Source organism: Streptomyces sp. TLI_185 (assembly GCF_003814765.1).
GTDB lineage: Bacteria > Actinomycetota > Actinomycetes > Streptomycetales > Streptomycetaceae > Streptomyces.
This window is the reverse complement of record NZ_RKRB01000001.1, coordinates 6,321,449-6,335,720: the sequence shown is the minus strand read 5'-3', so window position 1 is coordinate 6,335,720 and position 14,272 is coordinate 6,321,449. Positions and strand designations below refer to the sequence as shown.

The window sequence follows — 14,272 nt, the reverse complement described above, 5'->3', positions numbered from 1 at the left end:
CGCTAGGAAGCAATTCCGAGGCGCGGCCCAACCGCACCTCAACAAAAAGTTAACAACACCCCGCCGACAGCCGAACTGGCCCGCCAAATCCCCGGAGCTACAGTCGATGCACCGTTCCGACACATTGAGTTCACCCTCTGTACGGGCACCGGAAAGTTACGCCGCCGGACCGCCTCCTACGATTTCTCGTGTGCCAAAGCTTTCCGTGATCGTGCCGTTCTACAACGTGCAGCAATACGCCCCGGACACCCTCAAAAGCCTTCGCTTGAACGCGCAACGGGATTTCGAGTTCGTACTGGTCGACGACCACTCGAAGGACGAAACCCCGGCGATTCTCGAACGCGCGGCCGAGGAGCTCTCCGACGTGGCGCAGGTGCGGTATATCCGCCATGAGAAGAACGGGGGACTCGCCACCGCCCGCAACACCGGCCTGGACGCGGCGCAGGGCGAGTACCTGACGTTCCTGGACGGCGACGACTGGCTGGCTCCCGGCTACTTCGCCGAACTGGTCGCGGCCATCGAGGGGTTGGGCGTCGACTTCGTGCGCACCGACCATGTGCAGGCGACCGCCCGCGCGCGCAGCGTGAGCAGGGTCCCCATCGGGCGCCGCTGGGAGGCACTGAACCCGCGCGAGGCGATCCTACCCGCCGACCGTTCGACCTCCGTGGACTACGCCTTCGCGTGGGCCGGCGCCTACCACCGCCGGCTCCTCGACAAGGGCCTGCTGCACTTCACCGACGGGCTGCGCACGGCCGAGGACCGGCCGTGGATCTGGAAGCTGCACCGCGAGGCGGAGTCGTTCGCCGTGGTGAGCCTGCTCGGCGTCTTCTACCGGCGCGGGGTGGCGTCCTCCCTGACGCAGATCGGCGACGTCCGCCAGCTCGACTTCATCCGCGCCTTCGACCAGGTCATCGAGGAGACGGCGAAGGACCCGGACGCGGACCGGCTGCTGCCGAAGGCGGTGCGCACGTACTGCGCGATCATCGCCCACCACGTCTCGGACGAGGACAAGTGGGAGCCGTCGGTGTACCGGCAGCTGCGCGCGAGGAGCGCGGCGGCCATCCAGCGCCTGCCGCAGGACATGCTCGGCGACGTGCTCGAAACGATGGACATGCACCGTTCCTCCAAGCTGCGGCGGCTGCGGCGCAGGATCACGACAGCGAAGGCGGCTGCCTGATGCCCCGTACCACCCGCATCTACTGCGTCTCGACCCTGTACGGCGCCGCCACCCTGGCCGCCGCGCTGGACTCGGACTGCTTCGAGGACGAGGACCGCAGTCTGCTGCTGGTCTTCAACAACTCGGCGACCCCGGAGACGACGCCGCCCGTCGACGAGATGCCGGGCTTCGAGCCGCTGCGCGACCACTTCGACGAGGTCCTGTCCTGGAACGAGGCCATCCGCCCCTTCCATCCCGGTGCCTGGACCCCGCGCCAGGACGACATCCCGCTCTTCGAGCGCTATCTGCGGCTGCTCTGGGGCCTGGGCGACGACCGGGTGGAGCTGGTCGTGGAGTCCATCCAGGTCGCCCCGGCGCTGACGGTGGCCCAGCTGTTCACCGACGCGCCCGTGCACGTCTACGCCGACGGCCTGATGAGCTACGGCCCCACCCGCAACAAGATCGACCCGCTGGTCGGCACGCGCGTGCGGCGCCTGCTCCACCTCGACCTGGTGCCGGGCCTGACCCCGCGCCTGCTGACCGAGTTCGACGTCCCGGCGGAGCTCGTACCGACCGAGGCGTTCCTGAAGGTGATGGGCGAACTCACCTCCTCCGTCCAGGACTTGCCGGTGCTGCCCGACAACTCGGCGCTGCTGCTCGGCCAGTACCTGTCCGCGCTGGGCATCCTCTCCCCCGAGGAGGAGGAGGACCTGCACGTGCGGATGATGCGCGGAGCGGTCGAGCGCGGGCACCGCTCGATCGTCTTCAAACCGCACCCCACCGCGCCGGCCCGCTACAGCCGCGCCCTGGAGACCGAGGCCGGGAAGCTGGGCGTGGAGCTCACCGTCCTCGACCTGCCCGTCCTCGCCGAGGTGCTGTTCGAGCAGTCGCGGCCCGCCCTGGTCGTGGGCTGCTTCTCCACGGCGCTCTTCACGGCGTCCGCGTTCTACGGCCTCCCGGTCGCCCGCATCGGTACGGCACCGCTGCTGGACGGGCTCACGCCGTTCCAGAACAGCAACCGGGTACCGGTGGTTCTCGCCGACGCCCTGCTGCCGGACCTGGAGGGCGGCAAGGGCGAGACGACGCTGCCCGCGAGCACCCTGGACGGTCTGCTCGACACGCTCAGCTACACGATGCAGCCGCAGATCTACCCGTCCCTGCGTACGGCTGCGGAACGCCATCTCTCCAAGCATCTCTCCCCGCGCACGAAGCGGTACTTCAGGCGCAAGCGCCTCACCGCGCTGGGACTGCCGGGCGGCCTCCCGGAGCGCCTGGCGTTCCTGCCCCGCAACGCCACCGCGCGCCGGGTGGTGCGCCGAGCGCGGGCGCTGAAGAAGGCCGTGGCGCGATAAAGGAGGGCGGGTCCCCGCCGGTGTGGGGACCCGCCGTTCTGGGCCAGGAACCCGGCGCAGCCATCGCGTGCGCCATGGGGGGATTCCGGGCATGCCCAGGAAGTTAAAACGACATTCAGATGAACTTGCCGGGACCGTACGGCAAATGGTCGGCCTGCACATCAAGGCAACCCTGTGATTCGGACTAATGTGCTGTGACACGCCCATGAGAGTGAGTGCAGCGAGGGGAATCCAGTGACCAGCACGACCGTCCGACCGGTGCCCGACACGCCGGCGAACGCGCCGGTAAACCATCGGCCGATACGGACGGCACCCCGGGAAACCCGGCTGCGCGCCCTGGACGGACTGCGGCTGATCGCCGCGCTGATGGTGGCGGCTTATCACTACGGCGGCCGCGGCGGCGAGGTCACCAGGGCCTGGGGAAGCTCCGCCAAGGACCAGTTCCCCACGCTGCACGGCTATTTCTCCTACGGCTGCCTCGGCGTCCAGGTCTTTTTCGTGATCAGCGGATTCGTGATCTGCATGAGCGGCTGGGGCCGGCCCCTGAAGTCGTTCTTCGCCTCCCGCGCCTCCCGTCTGCTTCCGGCCTACTGGGCGGCGATCCTCATCGTGTCGGCGGTGTTCGCGCTGCCGATGGTCGTCTACAAGGCCGTGTCACCGAGCGACACTCTGGTGAACCTGACGATGCTTCAGCAACCACTGGGCGTGGACCGGGTGCTCGGGGTGTGCTGGACGCTGTGGGCGGAGATCCGCTTCTACGCGCTGTTCGCGCTGTGCGTCGTGCTGCCCGGGGCGAACCGTCGCCGCGTGATCCTGTTCTGCGCGGGCTGGACGCTGGCGGCGGCGATCGCGCAGGGCGCGAAGATGCCACTGCTCGACATCGTGCTGATGCCCGAGTACGCGCCCTTCTTCATCGGCGGCGTCGGCCTCTACCTCGTCCACCGCGACCGGCGTGACGTCTACGCCTGGGGCATCGTGGCCGTGAGCTTCCTGATAGGCCAGCACTACGCGGTGCGCAGCCTGTGGAACGCGTCGGACCCGAACGCCTTCGCCCACCGCTCCTCGCTCGGCATCACCCTCATCGTCGCGTTCGGCTTCATCGCGGTCGCCGTGATCGCTCTGGGCTGGCTGCACTGGGCGAACTGGCGCTGGCTGACCGTGGCCGGGGCGCTGACGTATCCGTTCTACCTGGTCCACGAGCACCTCGGCTGGGTGGTGATCCACGCCCTGCACCGCAGCCTCGGCCTGCCGTCGGCGGCGACCTTCGCCCTGACGGTCGCGTCGATGCTGCTGCTGGCCTGGCTGCTGAACCGCTACGTCGAGAATCAGCTGACGCCGAGGCTGCGGGCGGCACTGTCCGGACCTCGCCAGGAACAGGCCCCCTCAGGCCCCTCCACCCGACGTCGAGGCGACGCTCAGGTGCTGCCGTAGCGGGCCTCGACACCCGCGACGATCAGCGCCAGGCCCTGCTCGAAGTGCTGGTCGTAGTCCTCGAAGATCTCCGTGCCGGCCGCGGCCGAGAGCGGGAACTCGGCCAGTCGGCGCGCCCGTTCCTCCACCTCATAGCCCTCGCGGCGTTCGCCGGGCAGCGGCCGGACGCCCTGTTCCTCGGTGACGAAGCCGATCGTGTACGAGTACGCGGTCTGGTTGGCCCGGACGGCGTCGGCGAGGGCGAACCCCGCGGCCGTGAACAGGCGTAGGTTCTCCTCCATCTCCCGGGCGTGGTCCGTGCCGGTGAAGCGCGCGCCGCTGTAGACCTTGGCGCCGTCGCGGTAGCCGAGCAGGGCGTCCCGCAGTCCGCGGTACGTCTTGGTCATCCGCTCCTGCCAGGTGTCGTCCGGGTCGAGGGCGGTCCCGGCGACCATCCGCCGGTACATCTCCGTCGCCATCTCGTCGAGCAGCGCCTGCTTGTCCTTGAAGTGCCAGTACAGGGCGGGCGCCTTGACGTCCAGTTCCCTGGCGATGGTCCGCAGGGACAGGCCGTCCAGGCCCACCTCGTTCAGGAGCTTCAGGGCGGTGTCCGCGACCCGCTTGCGATCGAGGGGCGCGCGTCGTTCCGTACTCACGCTTGACAGCTTAACAGCGTTAAGGGCACGCTCGGAGCCAAGGGAACTTAATAGCGTTAAGGAGTGATGGATCATGAGTCGTGCTTCGGATGCCGTGATCGATGTCGTGATCGTGGGGGCGGGCCCGACCGGTCTGGCCCTCGGCGTCGACCTCGCCCGGCGGGGCGTGGACGCACTGGTCGTGGAGAAGGCGGACGGGCTGTTCCCGGGCTCTCGCGGCAAGGGTCTGCAGCCGCGCACCTTGGAGGTCCTGGAGGATCTCGGGGTGCTGGACGCGATCTTCGCGGCGGGCGGGCGCTACCCGGTCGGGATGATCTGGCAGGACGGCGAGCGGGTCGGCGAGCACCGGATGTTCGACGCGGACGAGGTGAAGGAGGCGGCCGGCGACTCGGCGTTCACCGAGCCGTGGATGGTGCCGCAGTGGCGGACCCAGGAGATCCTGTTCGCGCGGCTGGAAGAACTGGGCGGACGGGTGGAGTTCGGCCGGGAGGTGGTCGGGTTCGACCAGGACGAGGACGGCGTGAGCGTGCGCTTCGCGTCCGGGCCCGGCCTTCGCGCCCGGTACGTCGTCGCCGCCGACGGCGGACGCTCGGCCGTACGGCGCGCTCTCGGCATCGGCATGACCGGGGAGACGGTCGACCCGAAGCCGGTGCTGGTGTCCGACGTCCGGATCACCGGCCTGGACCGCGACAACTGGCACGTCTTCCCGCCGCGCGGGGACGGCGACGGGTATATGGCCATCTGCCCGCTCGCCGGTACGGAGGACTTCCAGCTGGTCGCCCAGTTCCCCGAGGGGACCGCGGTGGACGTCTCCCTGGACGGCATCCGCAAGGTCGCCGCCGCGCGCTCGCACCTCGCCCCCGAGGACGTGACGGAGGTCCGCTGGGCCTCGGAGTTCCGCCCGCGCGCGGCCCTCGCCGACCGCTTCCGGAGCGGGCGCGTCTTCCTCGCCGGTGACGCGGCGCACGTGCACTCCCCCGCCGGCGGCCAGGGCCTCAACACCAGCGTCCAGGACGCCTACAACCTGGGCTGGAAGCTGGGCGCGGTGCTGTCGGGCGGGGCTCCGGCCGCGCTCCTCGACACGTACGAGGAGGAGCGGCGGCCCATCGCCTCCCAGATGCTGGGCATCTCCACGGGCGTGCACCGCGGGGAGGTCAAGCGGGGTGCGGCGACCGTCCAACTCGGGCTCGGCTACCGGGAGTCGTCGCTGACGGCGGAGACGCGGACGGACGCGGGGACGATCCGGGCGGGCGACCGCGCGCCGGACACGACCGTTGGGGACGTACGCCTCTTCGATGCGCTGCGCGGGCCGCACTGGACGCTGGTCGCGGTGGGAGTGGCACCCCCGGAGCTGCCGGAATCGGTACACGTGGTCAGCGGCGAGGCCCAGCCGACGCTCGGGACGGGCCTGTTCCTGGTACGCCCGGACGGTTACGTGGGCTGGGCCGGCGAAACGGACGGTGGCCTCTTGGAGTACGTGACACGGCTCGCCCTGTAGGGGCGGGTACCAAGCTCAGAAGTCGAGGGAGAAGGCGTCGCCCGGATCATCCGGCTCGCGTACCGCCTCCAGCGGTGTTTCGAAGGGCCGGTCAAAGGAGGTCAGATCGGGATCGTCGGGCAGCAACGACGGCCCGTGGACGATCTCGGCGGTCTTCGCGTACCGGAGCCACTCCGCGAGCTCCTGCGTCGCCAAGAAGTCCTTGGCCTCGGTGATCTCCTTCAGCTCGGTCTTCGCGTTGATGCCCCGCACCGCCTCGGCGAGCATCGTGATGGCGCTGCCGATCACCGACGTCGGCATCAGGTGGATGAGGAAGCCGCGGATCACACACCGGGCCGCCCCCGCCACCAGGCTGTCGTCGCCCTTGAGCCCCGCGTGGACCATCTGCAGGGCGGCCGCTTCGGCATGGCCGTGCAGTGCGGTGATGGCCGCCGACGCCACGTCGTAGCCCGTGGGTCCCTCGGGCTCCAGGGGATACGCCACGGCGATGGGCGACCGGCCGGCCCTGCCGAATCGGTGGAACGTGATCGCGAGGTCCTCGACCTGCTCGTTGACCTCCTTGAGCGTCAGCGGGGTCTTGATGGCCTCGAGCCGGGAGTGCGCCTTCTCGAGGGCCTTCTTCGCGTCGGCGAGTGGGCCCACCTCGAAGGCCGCCACTTCGAAGTTCGATCGTGGCTTCCGTTCGATCGGGAGGCGGGACTCGGGGCCTCGATACAGCTCCGCGCCCCCGGGCGCATGCGGGTCCGGCTCGATTTTCGGCTGCCGTACGTCTTCCCTCGACCGCGGGAACCTCTCGCGCGGCCTCTCCCCGAACCTCATCCGAGCCTCCCCGAGACAGCGGGCCATGTGTCTCCGAAAGACGCCTCGGCCCGCTCCCCGGTTCCTTGAAAATCCCAGCTCAGAAGGCGTCCGAGGGCACGTACGTCCCCCAGACCTCGCGCAGCGCGTTGCACACCTCGCCCACCGTCGCCCGGGCCCGCAGCGCGTCCTTCATCGGGTACAGGACGTTGTCCTCGCCCTCCGCCGCCTTCTTCAGGGCCGCCAGGGCGGCGTCGACCGCCGGCTGGTCCCGCTCCGCGCGCAGCTTGGCCAGGCGCTCCGCCTGCTGGGCCTCGATGGCCGGGTCGACGCGGAGCGGCTCGTAGGGCTCCTCCTCGTCCAGCTGGAAGCGGTTGACGCCGACCACGACCCGCTCGCCGGAGTCGGTCTCCTGGGCGATGCGGTAGGCGCTGCGCTCGATCTCGGACTTCTGGAAGCCGTGCTCGATCGCGTTGACCGCGCCGCCCAGCTCCTCCACCTTGGCCATCAGCTCTACGGCGGCCGTCTCCACGTCGTCCGTCATCTTCTCGATGACGTACGAGCCCGCGAAGGGGTCGACGGTCGCCGTCACGTCCGTCTCGTAGGCCAGCACCTGCTGGGTACGCAGGGCCAGACGCGCCGACTTGTCGGTCGGCAGCGCGATCGCCTCGTCGAAGGAGTTCGTGTGCAGCGACTGCGTGCCGCCGAGGACCGCGGCCAGGCCCTGGACGGCGACCCGGACCAGGTTCACCTCCGGCTGCTGGGCCGTCAGCTGGACGCCCGCGGTCTGCGTGTGGAAGCGCAGCATCAGCGACTTAGGGTTCTTCGCGCCGAACTCCTCCTTCATCACGCGGGCCCAAATACGCCTGGCCGCACGGAACTTGGCGACCTCTTCGAGGATCGTCGTACGGGCCACGAAGAAGAAGGAGAGCCGGGGCGCGAAGTCGTCGACGTCCATGCCGGCGGCGACCGCCGTGCGGACGTACTCGATGCCGTCGGCCAGGGTGAAGGCGATCTCCTGCGCGGGGGAGGCGCCCGCCTCGGCCATGTGGTAGCCGGAGATCGAGATCGTGTTCCACTTCGGGATCTCGGCCTTGCAGTACTTGAAGATGTCGGCGATCAGCCGGAGGGAGGGCTTCGGCGGGAAGATGTACGTTCCCCGCGCGATGTACTCCTTCAGCACGTCGTTCTGGATCGTGCCGGTGAGCTGGGAGGCCGGGACGCCCTGCTCCTCGCCGACCAGCTGGTACATGAGCAGCAGCAGGGCCGCCGGGGCGTTGATCGTCATCGACGTCGAGACCTTGTCCAGCGGGATGCCGCCGAACAGCACCCGCATGTCCTCGACGGAGTCGATCGCCACGCCGACCTTGCCGACCTCGCCGTGCGCGATGGGAGCGTCGGAGTCGTGGCCCATCTGGGTCGGCAGGTCGAAGGCGACCGACAGACCCATCGTGCCGTTGGCGATGAGCTGCTTGTAGCGGGCGTTGGACTCGGTCGCCGTGCCGAAACCGGCGTACTGGCGCATGGTCCAGGGGCGTCCCGTGTACATCGACGGGTAGACACCGCGGGTGAAGGGGTACCGGCCGGGCTCGCCCAGCTTCCCGGCCGGGTCCCAGCCCGCAAGGTCCTCGGGGCCGTAGACCGGTTCGATGGGCAGTCCACTCTCAGTAGATCGAGCACTGCCCGACTCGCGCGCCATGGTGTGATGCCTCCCGCTGAGTTACTGGCCAGTACGGACCGACCCTCCTGCGGACTGTAGCGGGGCGCGTGCAGCCGGTGGAGGGGAGCACGCTGGGAGCTTCCTCACAGCGCTTTTGCGGTCTCCGTCACAACCATGCCCCGCCGTTCGCAACCAGTCATCCGCGGGCAGCATCTCAGGTGACGCGCGGGTCTGACGGTTCCATCGGTGAGGACGACGGGGGTCGCAAGTGCGTATTACAGGCAGGGGGAGGTCGATCGCCGCTGGAGCGGCACTCGCGGCCCTGGTCAGCGTGTGCGGCTGCACCGTGCAGGGCACGGACGGCAAGGGTCACTCGCCCGTGCACATCCAGCTGCCGAGCAGCAAGGCTCCCTCCAGCGGGCCTGGCTCGGGCTCCGGCTCTGGCTCCGGAGACAAGCCGAGCGCGTCCCCTTCGGCCGCCGGCCCGGCCGTGCTGTGGTCCCGCGGCGACTCCGGGGACGGCGTGCGTGAACTCCAGGCCCGGCTGCGTCAGGTCGCCTGGCTCTACGACGGTCCGACCGGGACGTACGACGACCTGACCGAGGACGCGGTCAGGGGGTTCCAGGACAAGCGCGGGCTGCCGAGGACCGGGGAGACGGACACCGTCACCTGGCAGCGGCTGCTGAGGATGACGCACGAACCCGGGAAGTGGGAGCTGTACCTGATGGGCGGTCAGCCCGCCGGTCCTGCCGATCCGCGGTGTCTGACCGGGCGGGTGCTGTGCATCGACAAGACGACCCGCACCCTGCGCTGGATGATCGACGGGCGGACGGTGTCGACCATGTCGGTCCGCTTCGGCGCGACGGGTACGCCCACCCGCGAGGGCGTCTTCCAGGTGTACTGGAAGTCCCGCCACCACTGGTCGACGCTCTACGACTCGTCCATGCCGTACGCGATGTTCTTCAGCGGCGGTCAGGCCGTGCACTACTCGTACGACTTCGCGGCCCGCGGTTACGCCGGCGCCTCGCACGGCTGCGTCAACGTCCGGGACGAGACGGCGATCGCGGATCTGTATGCGCAGGTGACCGACGGCGACAAGGTCGTCGTGTACCGGTGAGTCCCTGAGCCGGGAGATGAGGAGAGTGGGGCGCGGGCGGAACCGGGGGAACGTGTCCCGCCCGCGCCGATGCACGAGCCGTAGGTACGGGGGGAACCCCGGCTCTGTGCGACGGCCGATGACCAGTCGGCTCACTCAGTACTGCGCGGGTGGGGCCGAAAACGTTACTGGCAGGCCAAAGAAAATTTTGCGAGCTGCAAAACCGCAGGTCAGAGCGCGCTGTACGGCGGCTTCGGCGACGGGGTCGGCGTGGTCACCAGCTGCCTCGGCAGAAGAGGCGGGAGAGGGGAGGGCGTGACGGTGGGGCTGCCGGGGGCTATGTGATGGCCGTCGCCGTCACCACCCTGGTCCCCCTGGTCGCCGCCCTTGCCGTTCTGATGGCCCTGGTCGCCCTGTCCGCCCTTGCCCTTGCCGTCCTTGTCGTCGCCGCCGCGGGACGCGCCGTCGGTGCCGGCGAGGACGTTCTTGCAGTACTTCCAGACGCGGGCCGCGCCGGAGCCGCCCGCCGCGCCCTCCAGGGCCCGCCTGCGGTCGGCGGTGAGTTCCCTGCCGTCGCGCACGTCGCGGCAGGCCGACGGGGCCCCGAGCCACCAGCCGCCGCCGGTGGCCCGCCCGTCGTCGGAGCCGGAGCCGGGCTTGGCCGAGGAGCCGCCGTCCGCACGGCCGTGCGGGGTCGTCGGGCCGGCGGAAGGGGAGCTGGAGCCGTCGGGGGTGGGGTCGCCCAAGGCGCTGTTCTGCGAGGGCGACACCAGCGGACGGTCGGGGCTCGCGCCGACCGAGACGGAGGCCACGGGATGGGGCTCGTCGTGGCCGAACGGCGTCGGGAGCACTCCGGTCGTCGCCGCGAACGCGACACCGCCGACCATGCCGGCGGCCAGTACGGCCGTCAGCCCGAAGCGCGCGGGCCGGCCCCAGCGGGAGCGCCGGGGGTCCGGGGCCAAGCCGCCGATGCGCACGAGCCCGGCATCGGGGGTCCGGGGACGGGCACGGTGGGGGCCGGCGGCGGCCTGCTCGGGGAGCGCGCCGGACCGGGCCGCTCGGAAGGCGGCCAGCGCGGCGGCCTCGCCGGGGAGTTCCGCGCTGCTCAGAGGGGGCTCGACGATCAGCCCTTCGAGGGTCTTCGCGAGCCGTTCGGCCTGGTCGCGGGCGGCGGCATCGACAGTTTCGAGTGACTCTCCGCGCAGCAGGAGCTCCGCTGTTTCGCGGTCCAGCCACCGGGCGGGGGCCGGGTCCGCGGCGAAGCCGTCGGCGGACTCCGAATCCCCCGGAAAGGCACAGCGCTCGTCGGCCATCACATGTCCTTCTGCGTCCGCGCAACGCTTTGCGTCACACTCGCGGACGTCACCGCGCGGCCGCGCGGTTCCCTCTGGGGCGGCAGCCCGTCCAGGCCACCGCTCGATTCCGGATCCTCGCCGAGCAGTTCCGCGAGCCGCTTCAGACCGCGGTGCGCCGCCGTGCGTACGGCCCCCGGACGCTTGCCGAGCGTCTCGGCGGCAGTCTTGGCGTCGAGGCCCACGACCACGCGCAGCACGACGGCCTCGGCCTGGTCCTGCGGCAGCCGGGCGATCAGCGAGAGGGTGTGGTCGGTGGCCAGGGACTCCATGGCCTCACCGGCGGTGTCGGACTCGGCGGCCCTGCCGGTCAGTTCCGTTTCGTCGCCGCCGATCGCGGGGCGGCGGCCGCGCATCCGTATGTGGTCCAGCGCGCGGTTGCGGGCTATCCGGGCGGCCCAGCCGCGGAAGCGGTCCGCGTCGCCGCTGAACCGGTCGAGATCACGGGCGATCTGCAGCCAGGCCTCGGACGCGACGTCCTCGGCGTCCGGGTCGCCGACGAGCGTGCGGACGTACCCGAGCAGCCGCGGATGCACGGATCGGTACACAGTCCGGAACGCGGTCTCGTTCCCGTCCTGTGCCGCAAGCACCGCGGCGGTCAGCTCCGCGTCGTCCCCCAGCAACAGTCGTTCCTCGTTAGATGGTCACGGCGTCGAGGCCGCCGATCGCTGTGATGAGCATCCGTCGTCATGGTCATCCGTCTTCCGCGCCCGGCGCGAAAGGCACGTTACGACCTGAAACCGCTGCTCGTCCATGTCCGTACAACATGCAACCACCTTGATGAGGGTGCGTTGTACCCGGGGTGTGACAGAAACCGCACTCACGGCGCTGTAGAGAGTACGGGCCGCCGCGCGGCCCGACCGCGCGACGGCCGGGGCCTCTCCTGTGGGGGGTGGCGGCCCCGGCCGTCTCGTGCGAGACCTGCTCCGCCGGGTCGGGACGGCGCGGTCAGCGCCCGGGGCCGGCGAGGTCGCCCCCGACCCACTGAGCGGGCGATGATGTGGTCGATGTCACGCTCGGTGATCACCTGGAACCGTCCCGTTCGGGAATGGCCGGCACCTCCACGATCGCCCGGTGGGCCGCAGTCGTCGCACGGAGCCCTGCGTTGGCCGGCATCCTGACGGCGACGGTCACCGCGGCGATGGCCGGCGAAGTCCACGACGGCTGCGCGGCGAGCCGGATCAGCCCCGCCGCCAGGAGGAAGTCGGTCAGCAGAGCGACCGTGGGCTGGACGCGACGCAGACGGAGGCCGACGCAGGATGACGGGACCGCCCCAGTCGCGGCGGGCCGCTCGCCCAGCACCCGTTCGGCCTCCTGGCGCTCCTCCTCGTCGACTCCGGGAGCCGATGCCCGTCCACCGCGCATCAGCGCCAGTAATTGTTCGCAGCTGCGATGGTGGCGAACTCAGGCGCCACAACCTGTCCGATTGCGATCAGTGAGTCCGGATTCTCGGCGTACACCGGGCGCAGCCTGCCGCGCGCCCACGGGGAGGGAGTGACCGCCTTCCTCTTCCCCGACGTGCTGGCCTACCGCATCGGCAGCCCGGCCGGGTACGGCTTCGCCGGATGCACCGGCCGGACACTGGTCCTTGGTCAGGCCGCGCTCCGGCTGTCCGCGGGCTGGGGGGAAGTGCCTGCTCATAGGCCGGCTCATAGGCCTTTTGCAGCGCCGACGGGCCGGGGCGGCCACGGCCGTGTTGCCGTCGGCGGCCGTGCAGGGTCAGTTGCCCTTGCCGCCCGTGGCGTTGCCGGCGTTCCCCTGGTCATTGGCCGAGCCGCCGTTCGCGCCACCCGCGCCCTCGCCGGAGTTGCCCGCATCATCAGGCTTCTTCGTGCTGCCGGAACGGGCCGGCTTGCTCCCGGAACCCGCCTGCGCGAGTTGCTCGGCGCAGTATGCGGCGACCTTCTGCTCGCCGCCCGCGGCCTCGATCAGCCGCTGCCAGACCGTCGCGTCCATCGCCTTGCCGTGGCCCTTGACCGCCTGGTAGGCCCTGCAGTGCGCCTCGGTGTCCTGCGCGGTGGACGGGCGGTCGGACGGGTCGGCGCGGCCGGGTGTGCCGGAGGCCCCCTGGGACGCCTGCCCGGCGGAGGTGTCCGGCGCGGTGGCCGACGGGCCGGGCTGCTGACGGTTGTCGTGGTCCTCGTCCGAGGAGTGCACCGAGCCGATCGCCGCGACCGCGACGCCGCCCAGAGTGAGGCTCGCCAGAGCCATCGTCAGGGTGGCCTTCAGCGAGCGGCGCGTGCGCCGTTGCTCGCGCGGCCGCCAGTCGTCCCGGCGCCTGGTCCGTGCCTGGTGCACCCCGGCGTCACGGGCGGCGCGGAAGGCGGCCACCGCCCGCTGCTCGCCCTCGGCGTCGAGAGCGGTCTCGCGTATGGCGGCGGCGAGCAGGAGCTCCAGCGCCGGACCGGCCGGACCGCTCTCGGCGCCGACCGCCATGCCGTCGGGGTGCACGCGCCGACGGCCGCGGGCACTGCCGTCGCTCTGCCGCTCACCCATGTCCGTATCCATCCCTGTCCGACGGCCGGCCGTCGTGACCGTTTCTGCCGCCCTTGACGTTCATGCCGCCGTTGTCGTTCATTTCGACTCCCCCAGCGTCCGGGGATCCTCATTCGTCACACCTGCGACACCGAGCCGCCGGGCGAGGCCCTTCAGCCCCCGGTGCGCCGCGGTACGCACCGCACCCGGGCGCTTGCCGAGGACGCGGGCGGCGGCGGGGCCGTCGAGGCCGACGACGACGCGCAGCAGCACGGCCTCGGCCTGGTCGCGGGGCAGGCTGCGGACCAGTTCCAGGGCGCGCTGCGTGGAGAGCGCCTCCAGCGCCTGTTCGTGGGTGCTGTGCGCGCCGGGCAGTTCCAGTACGTCCTGTTCGAGCGCCGACGACCGGGGCCGTACCTTCTGGCGGCGCAGATGGTCCAGGGCCCGGTGCCGGGCGATGGTCGCCGTCCAGCCGCGGAAGCCGGACCCGTCGCCCCTGAACCGCCCCAGATCCCGGGAGATCTCCAGCCAGGCGTCCGACGCCACGTCCTCGGCGTCGTTGCCCACGATCCCGCGCAGATAGCCGAGCAGCCCGGGCTGCACGAGTCGGTACACGACTGAGAAGGCCACCTCGTCGCCTTCCTGGGCCCGCGCGACGGCCGCGCCCAGCTCCCCGTCGAACGCCTGCCCGCGGCGGGGTTCCCGTCCCTGGCCCAACACTGTCCTCGTTCGTGCGAATGCGAAGCGGGCCGTACCGAACCCGCACTGCGCGACACGTCCGGCCGTGTGCACGCCCCCACGATCTTCAGCGTCTGCCGT

Annotated in this window: 13 protein-coding genes and 1 pseudogene; 5 read left to right on the top strand and 9 right to left on the bottom strand. The window is 70.8% G+C overall.

The genetic code is table 11. The features are described 5' to 3' along the window. Positions 1 to 190 precede the first annotated feature (190 nt). From EDD92_RS29290 to EDD92_RS29280, 3 genes are all read left to right on the top strand, one after another. The gene (locus EDD92_RS29290) at positions 191 to 1,177 is read left to right on the top strand and encodes a glycosyltransferase family 2 protein (protein ID WP_123967103.1); all 987 of its coding nucleotides are present in this window, start codon (positions 191 to 193) and stop codon (positions 1,175 to 1,177) included. Beyond that, positions 1,177 to 2,508, top strand: coding sequence for an alpha-2,8-polysialyltransferase family protein (locus EDD92_RS29285; RefSeq protein ID WP_123967102.1), 1,332 nt, complete (start codon positions 1,177 to 1,179; stop codon positions 2,506 to 2,508). Before EDD92_RS29290 ends, EDD92_RS29285 begins: the two co-directional genes overlap by 1 nt. A 234-nt stretch (positions 2,509 to 2,742) precedes the next feature. After that, positions 2,743 to 3,939, top strand: coding sequence for an acyltransferase (locus tag EDD92_RS29280; protein WP_123967101.1), 1,197 nt, complete (start codon positions 2,743 to 2,745; stop codon positions 3,937 to 3,939). On the opposite strand, the gene EDD92_RS29275 is transcribed toward EDD92_RS29280, so the two are convergent. Further along, positions 3,924 to 4,574 carry a TetR/AcrR family transcriptional regulator C-terminal domain-containing protein gene (locus tag EDD92_RS29275; RefSeq protein WP_123967100.1) on the bottom strand — a complete coding sequence of 217 codons (651 nt, stop codon included), beginning with the start codon at positions 4,572 to 4,574 and terminating at the stop codon, positions 3,924 to 3,926. The genes EDD92_RS29280 and EDD92_RS29275 overlap by 16 nt on opposite strands. Before the next feature lie 73 nt (positions 4,575 to 4,647). Between EDD92_RS29275 and EDD92_RS29270 the strand changes: the two genes are divergently transcribed. Beyond that, complete coding sequence (locus EDD92_RS29270; RefSeq protein ID WP_123967099.1) at positions 4,648 to 6,072, top strand: FAD-dependent oxidoreductase; 1,425 nt, start codon at positions 4,648 to 4,650, stop codon at positions 6,070 to 6,072. A 15-nt stretch (positions 6,073 to 6,087) separates the two neighbouring features. Here the strand turns inward: EDD92_RS29270 and EDD92_RS29265 are convergent, their stop codons facing one another. Continuing rightward, complete coding sequence (locus tag EDD92_RS29265) at positions 6,088 to 6,729, bottom strand: hypothetical protein (RefSeq protein WP_185124153.1); 642 nt, start codon at positions 6,727 to 6,729, stop codon at positions 6,088 to 6,090. Between the two features lie 241 nt (positions 6,730 to 6,970). After that, positions 6,971 to 8,569: a methylmalonyl-CoA mutase gene (locus tag EDD92_RS29260; protein WP_123967097.1), complete on the bottom strand. Its 1,599-nt coding sequence runs from the start codon at positions 8,567 to 8,569 to the stop codon at positions 6,971 to 6,973. A gap of 229 nt (positions 8,570 to 8,798) precedes the next feature. Between EDD92_RS29260 and EDD92_RS29255 the strand changes: the two genes are divergently transcribed. After that, on the top strand, positions 8,799 to 9,647 hold the full coding sequence (locus EDD92_RS29255; RefSeq protein WP_123967096.1) for a L,D-transpeptidase family protein: 849 nt from the start codon (positions 8,799 to 8,801) through the stop codon (positions 9,645 to 9,647). 209 nt (positions 9,648 to 9,856) lie between these two features. Here EDD92_RS29255 and EDD92_RS29250 read toward each other — a convergent pair whose 3' ends face one another. From EDD92_RS29250 to EDD92_RS29225, 6 genes and pseudogenes are all read right to left on the bottom strand, one after another. After that, positions 9,857 to 10,939, bottom strand: coding sequence for a hypothetical protein (locus EDD92_RS29250; RefSeq protein ID WP_260326822.1), 1,083 nt, complete (start codon positions 10,937 to 10,939; stop codon positions 9,857 to 9,859). Continuing rightward, positions 10,939 to 11,601, bottom strand: coding sequence for an RNA polymerase sigma factor (locus EDD92_RS29245; protein WP_123967095.1), 663 nt, complete (start codon positions 11,599 to 11,601; stop codon positions 10,939 to 10,941). The genes EDD92_RS29250 and EDD92_RS29245 overlap by 1 nt, the downstream gene beginning before the upstream one ends. Positions 11,602 to 12,001: 400 nt before the next feature. Beyond that, a complete protein-coding gene (locus EDD92_RS29240; protein WP_123967094.1) occupies positions 12,002 to 12,343 on the bottom strand; it encodes a hypothetical protein in 342 nt (113 codons plus the stop codon). Beyond that, a pseudogene (locus EDD92_RS29235) lies at positions 12,343 to 12,471 on the bottom strand (hexameric tyrosine-coordinated heme protein); the annotation flags it as partial. The gene EDD92_RS29240 and the pseudogene EDD92_RS29235, both read right to left, overlap by 1 nt. Before the next feature lie 226 nt (positions 12,472 to 12,697). Further along, positions 12,698 to 13,474 carry a hypothetical protein gene (locus EDD92_RS29230; protein ID WP_123967093.1) on the bottom strand — a complete coding sequence of 259 codons (777 nt, stop codon included), beginning with the start codon at positions 13,472 to 13,474 and terminating at the stop codon, positions 12,698 to 12,700. Between the two features lie 78 nt (positions 13,475 to 13,552). Next, a complete protein-coding gene (locus EDD92_RS29225; protein ID WP_123967092.1) occupies positions 13,553 to 14,170 on the bottom strand; it encodes an RNA polymerase sigma factor in 618 nt (205 codons plus the stop codon). Between the last annotated feature and the right edge of the window lie 102 nt (positions 14,171 to 14,272).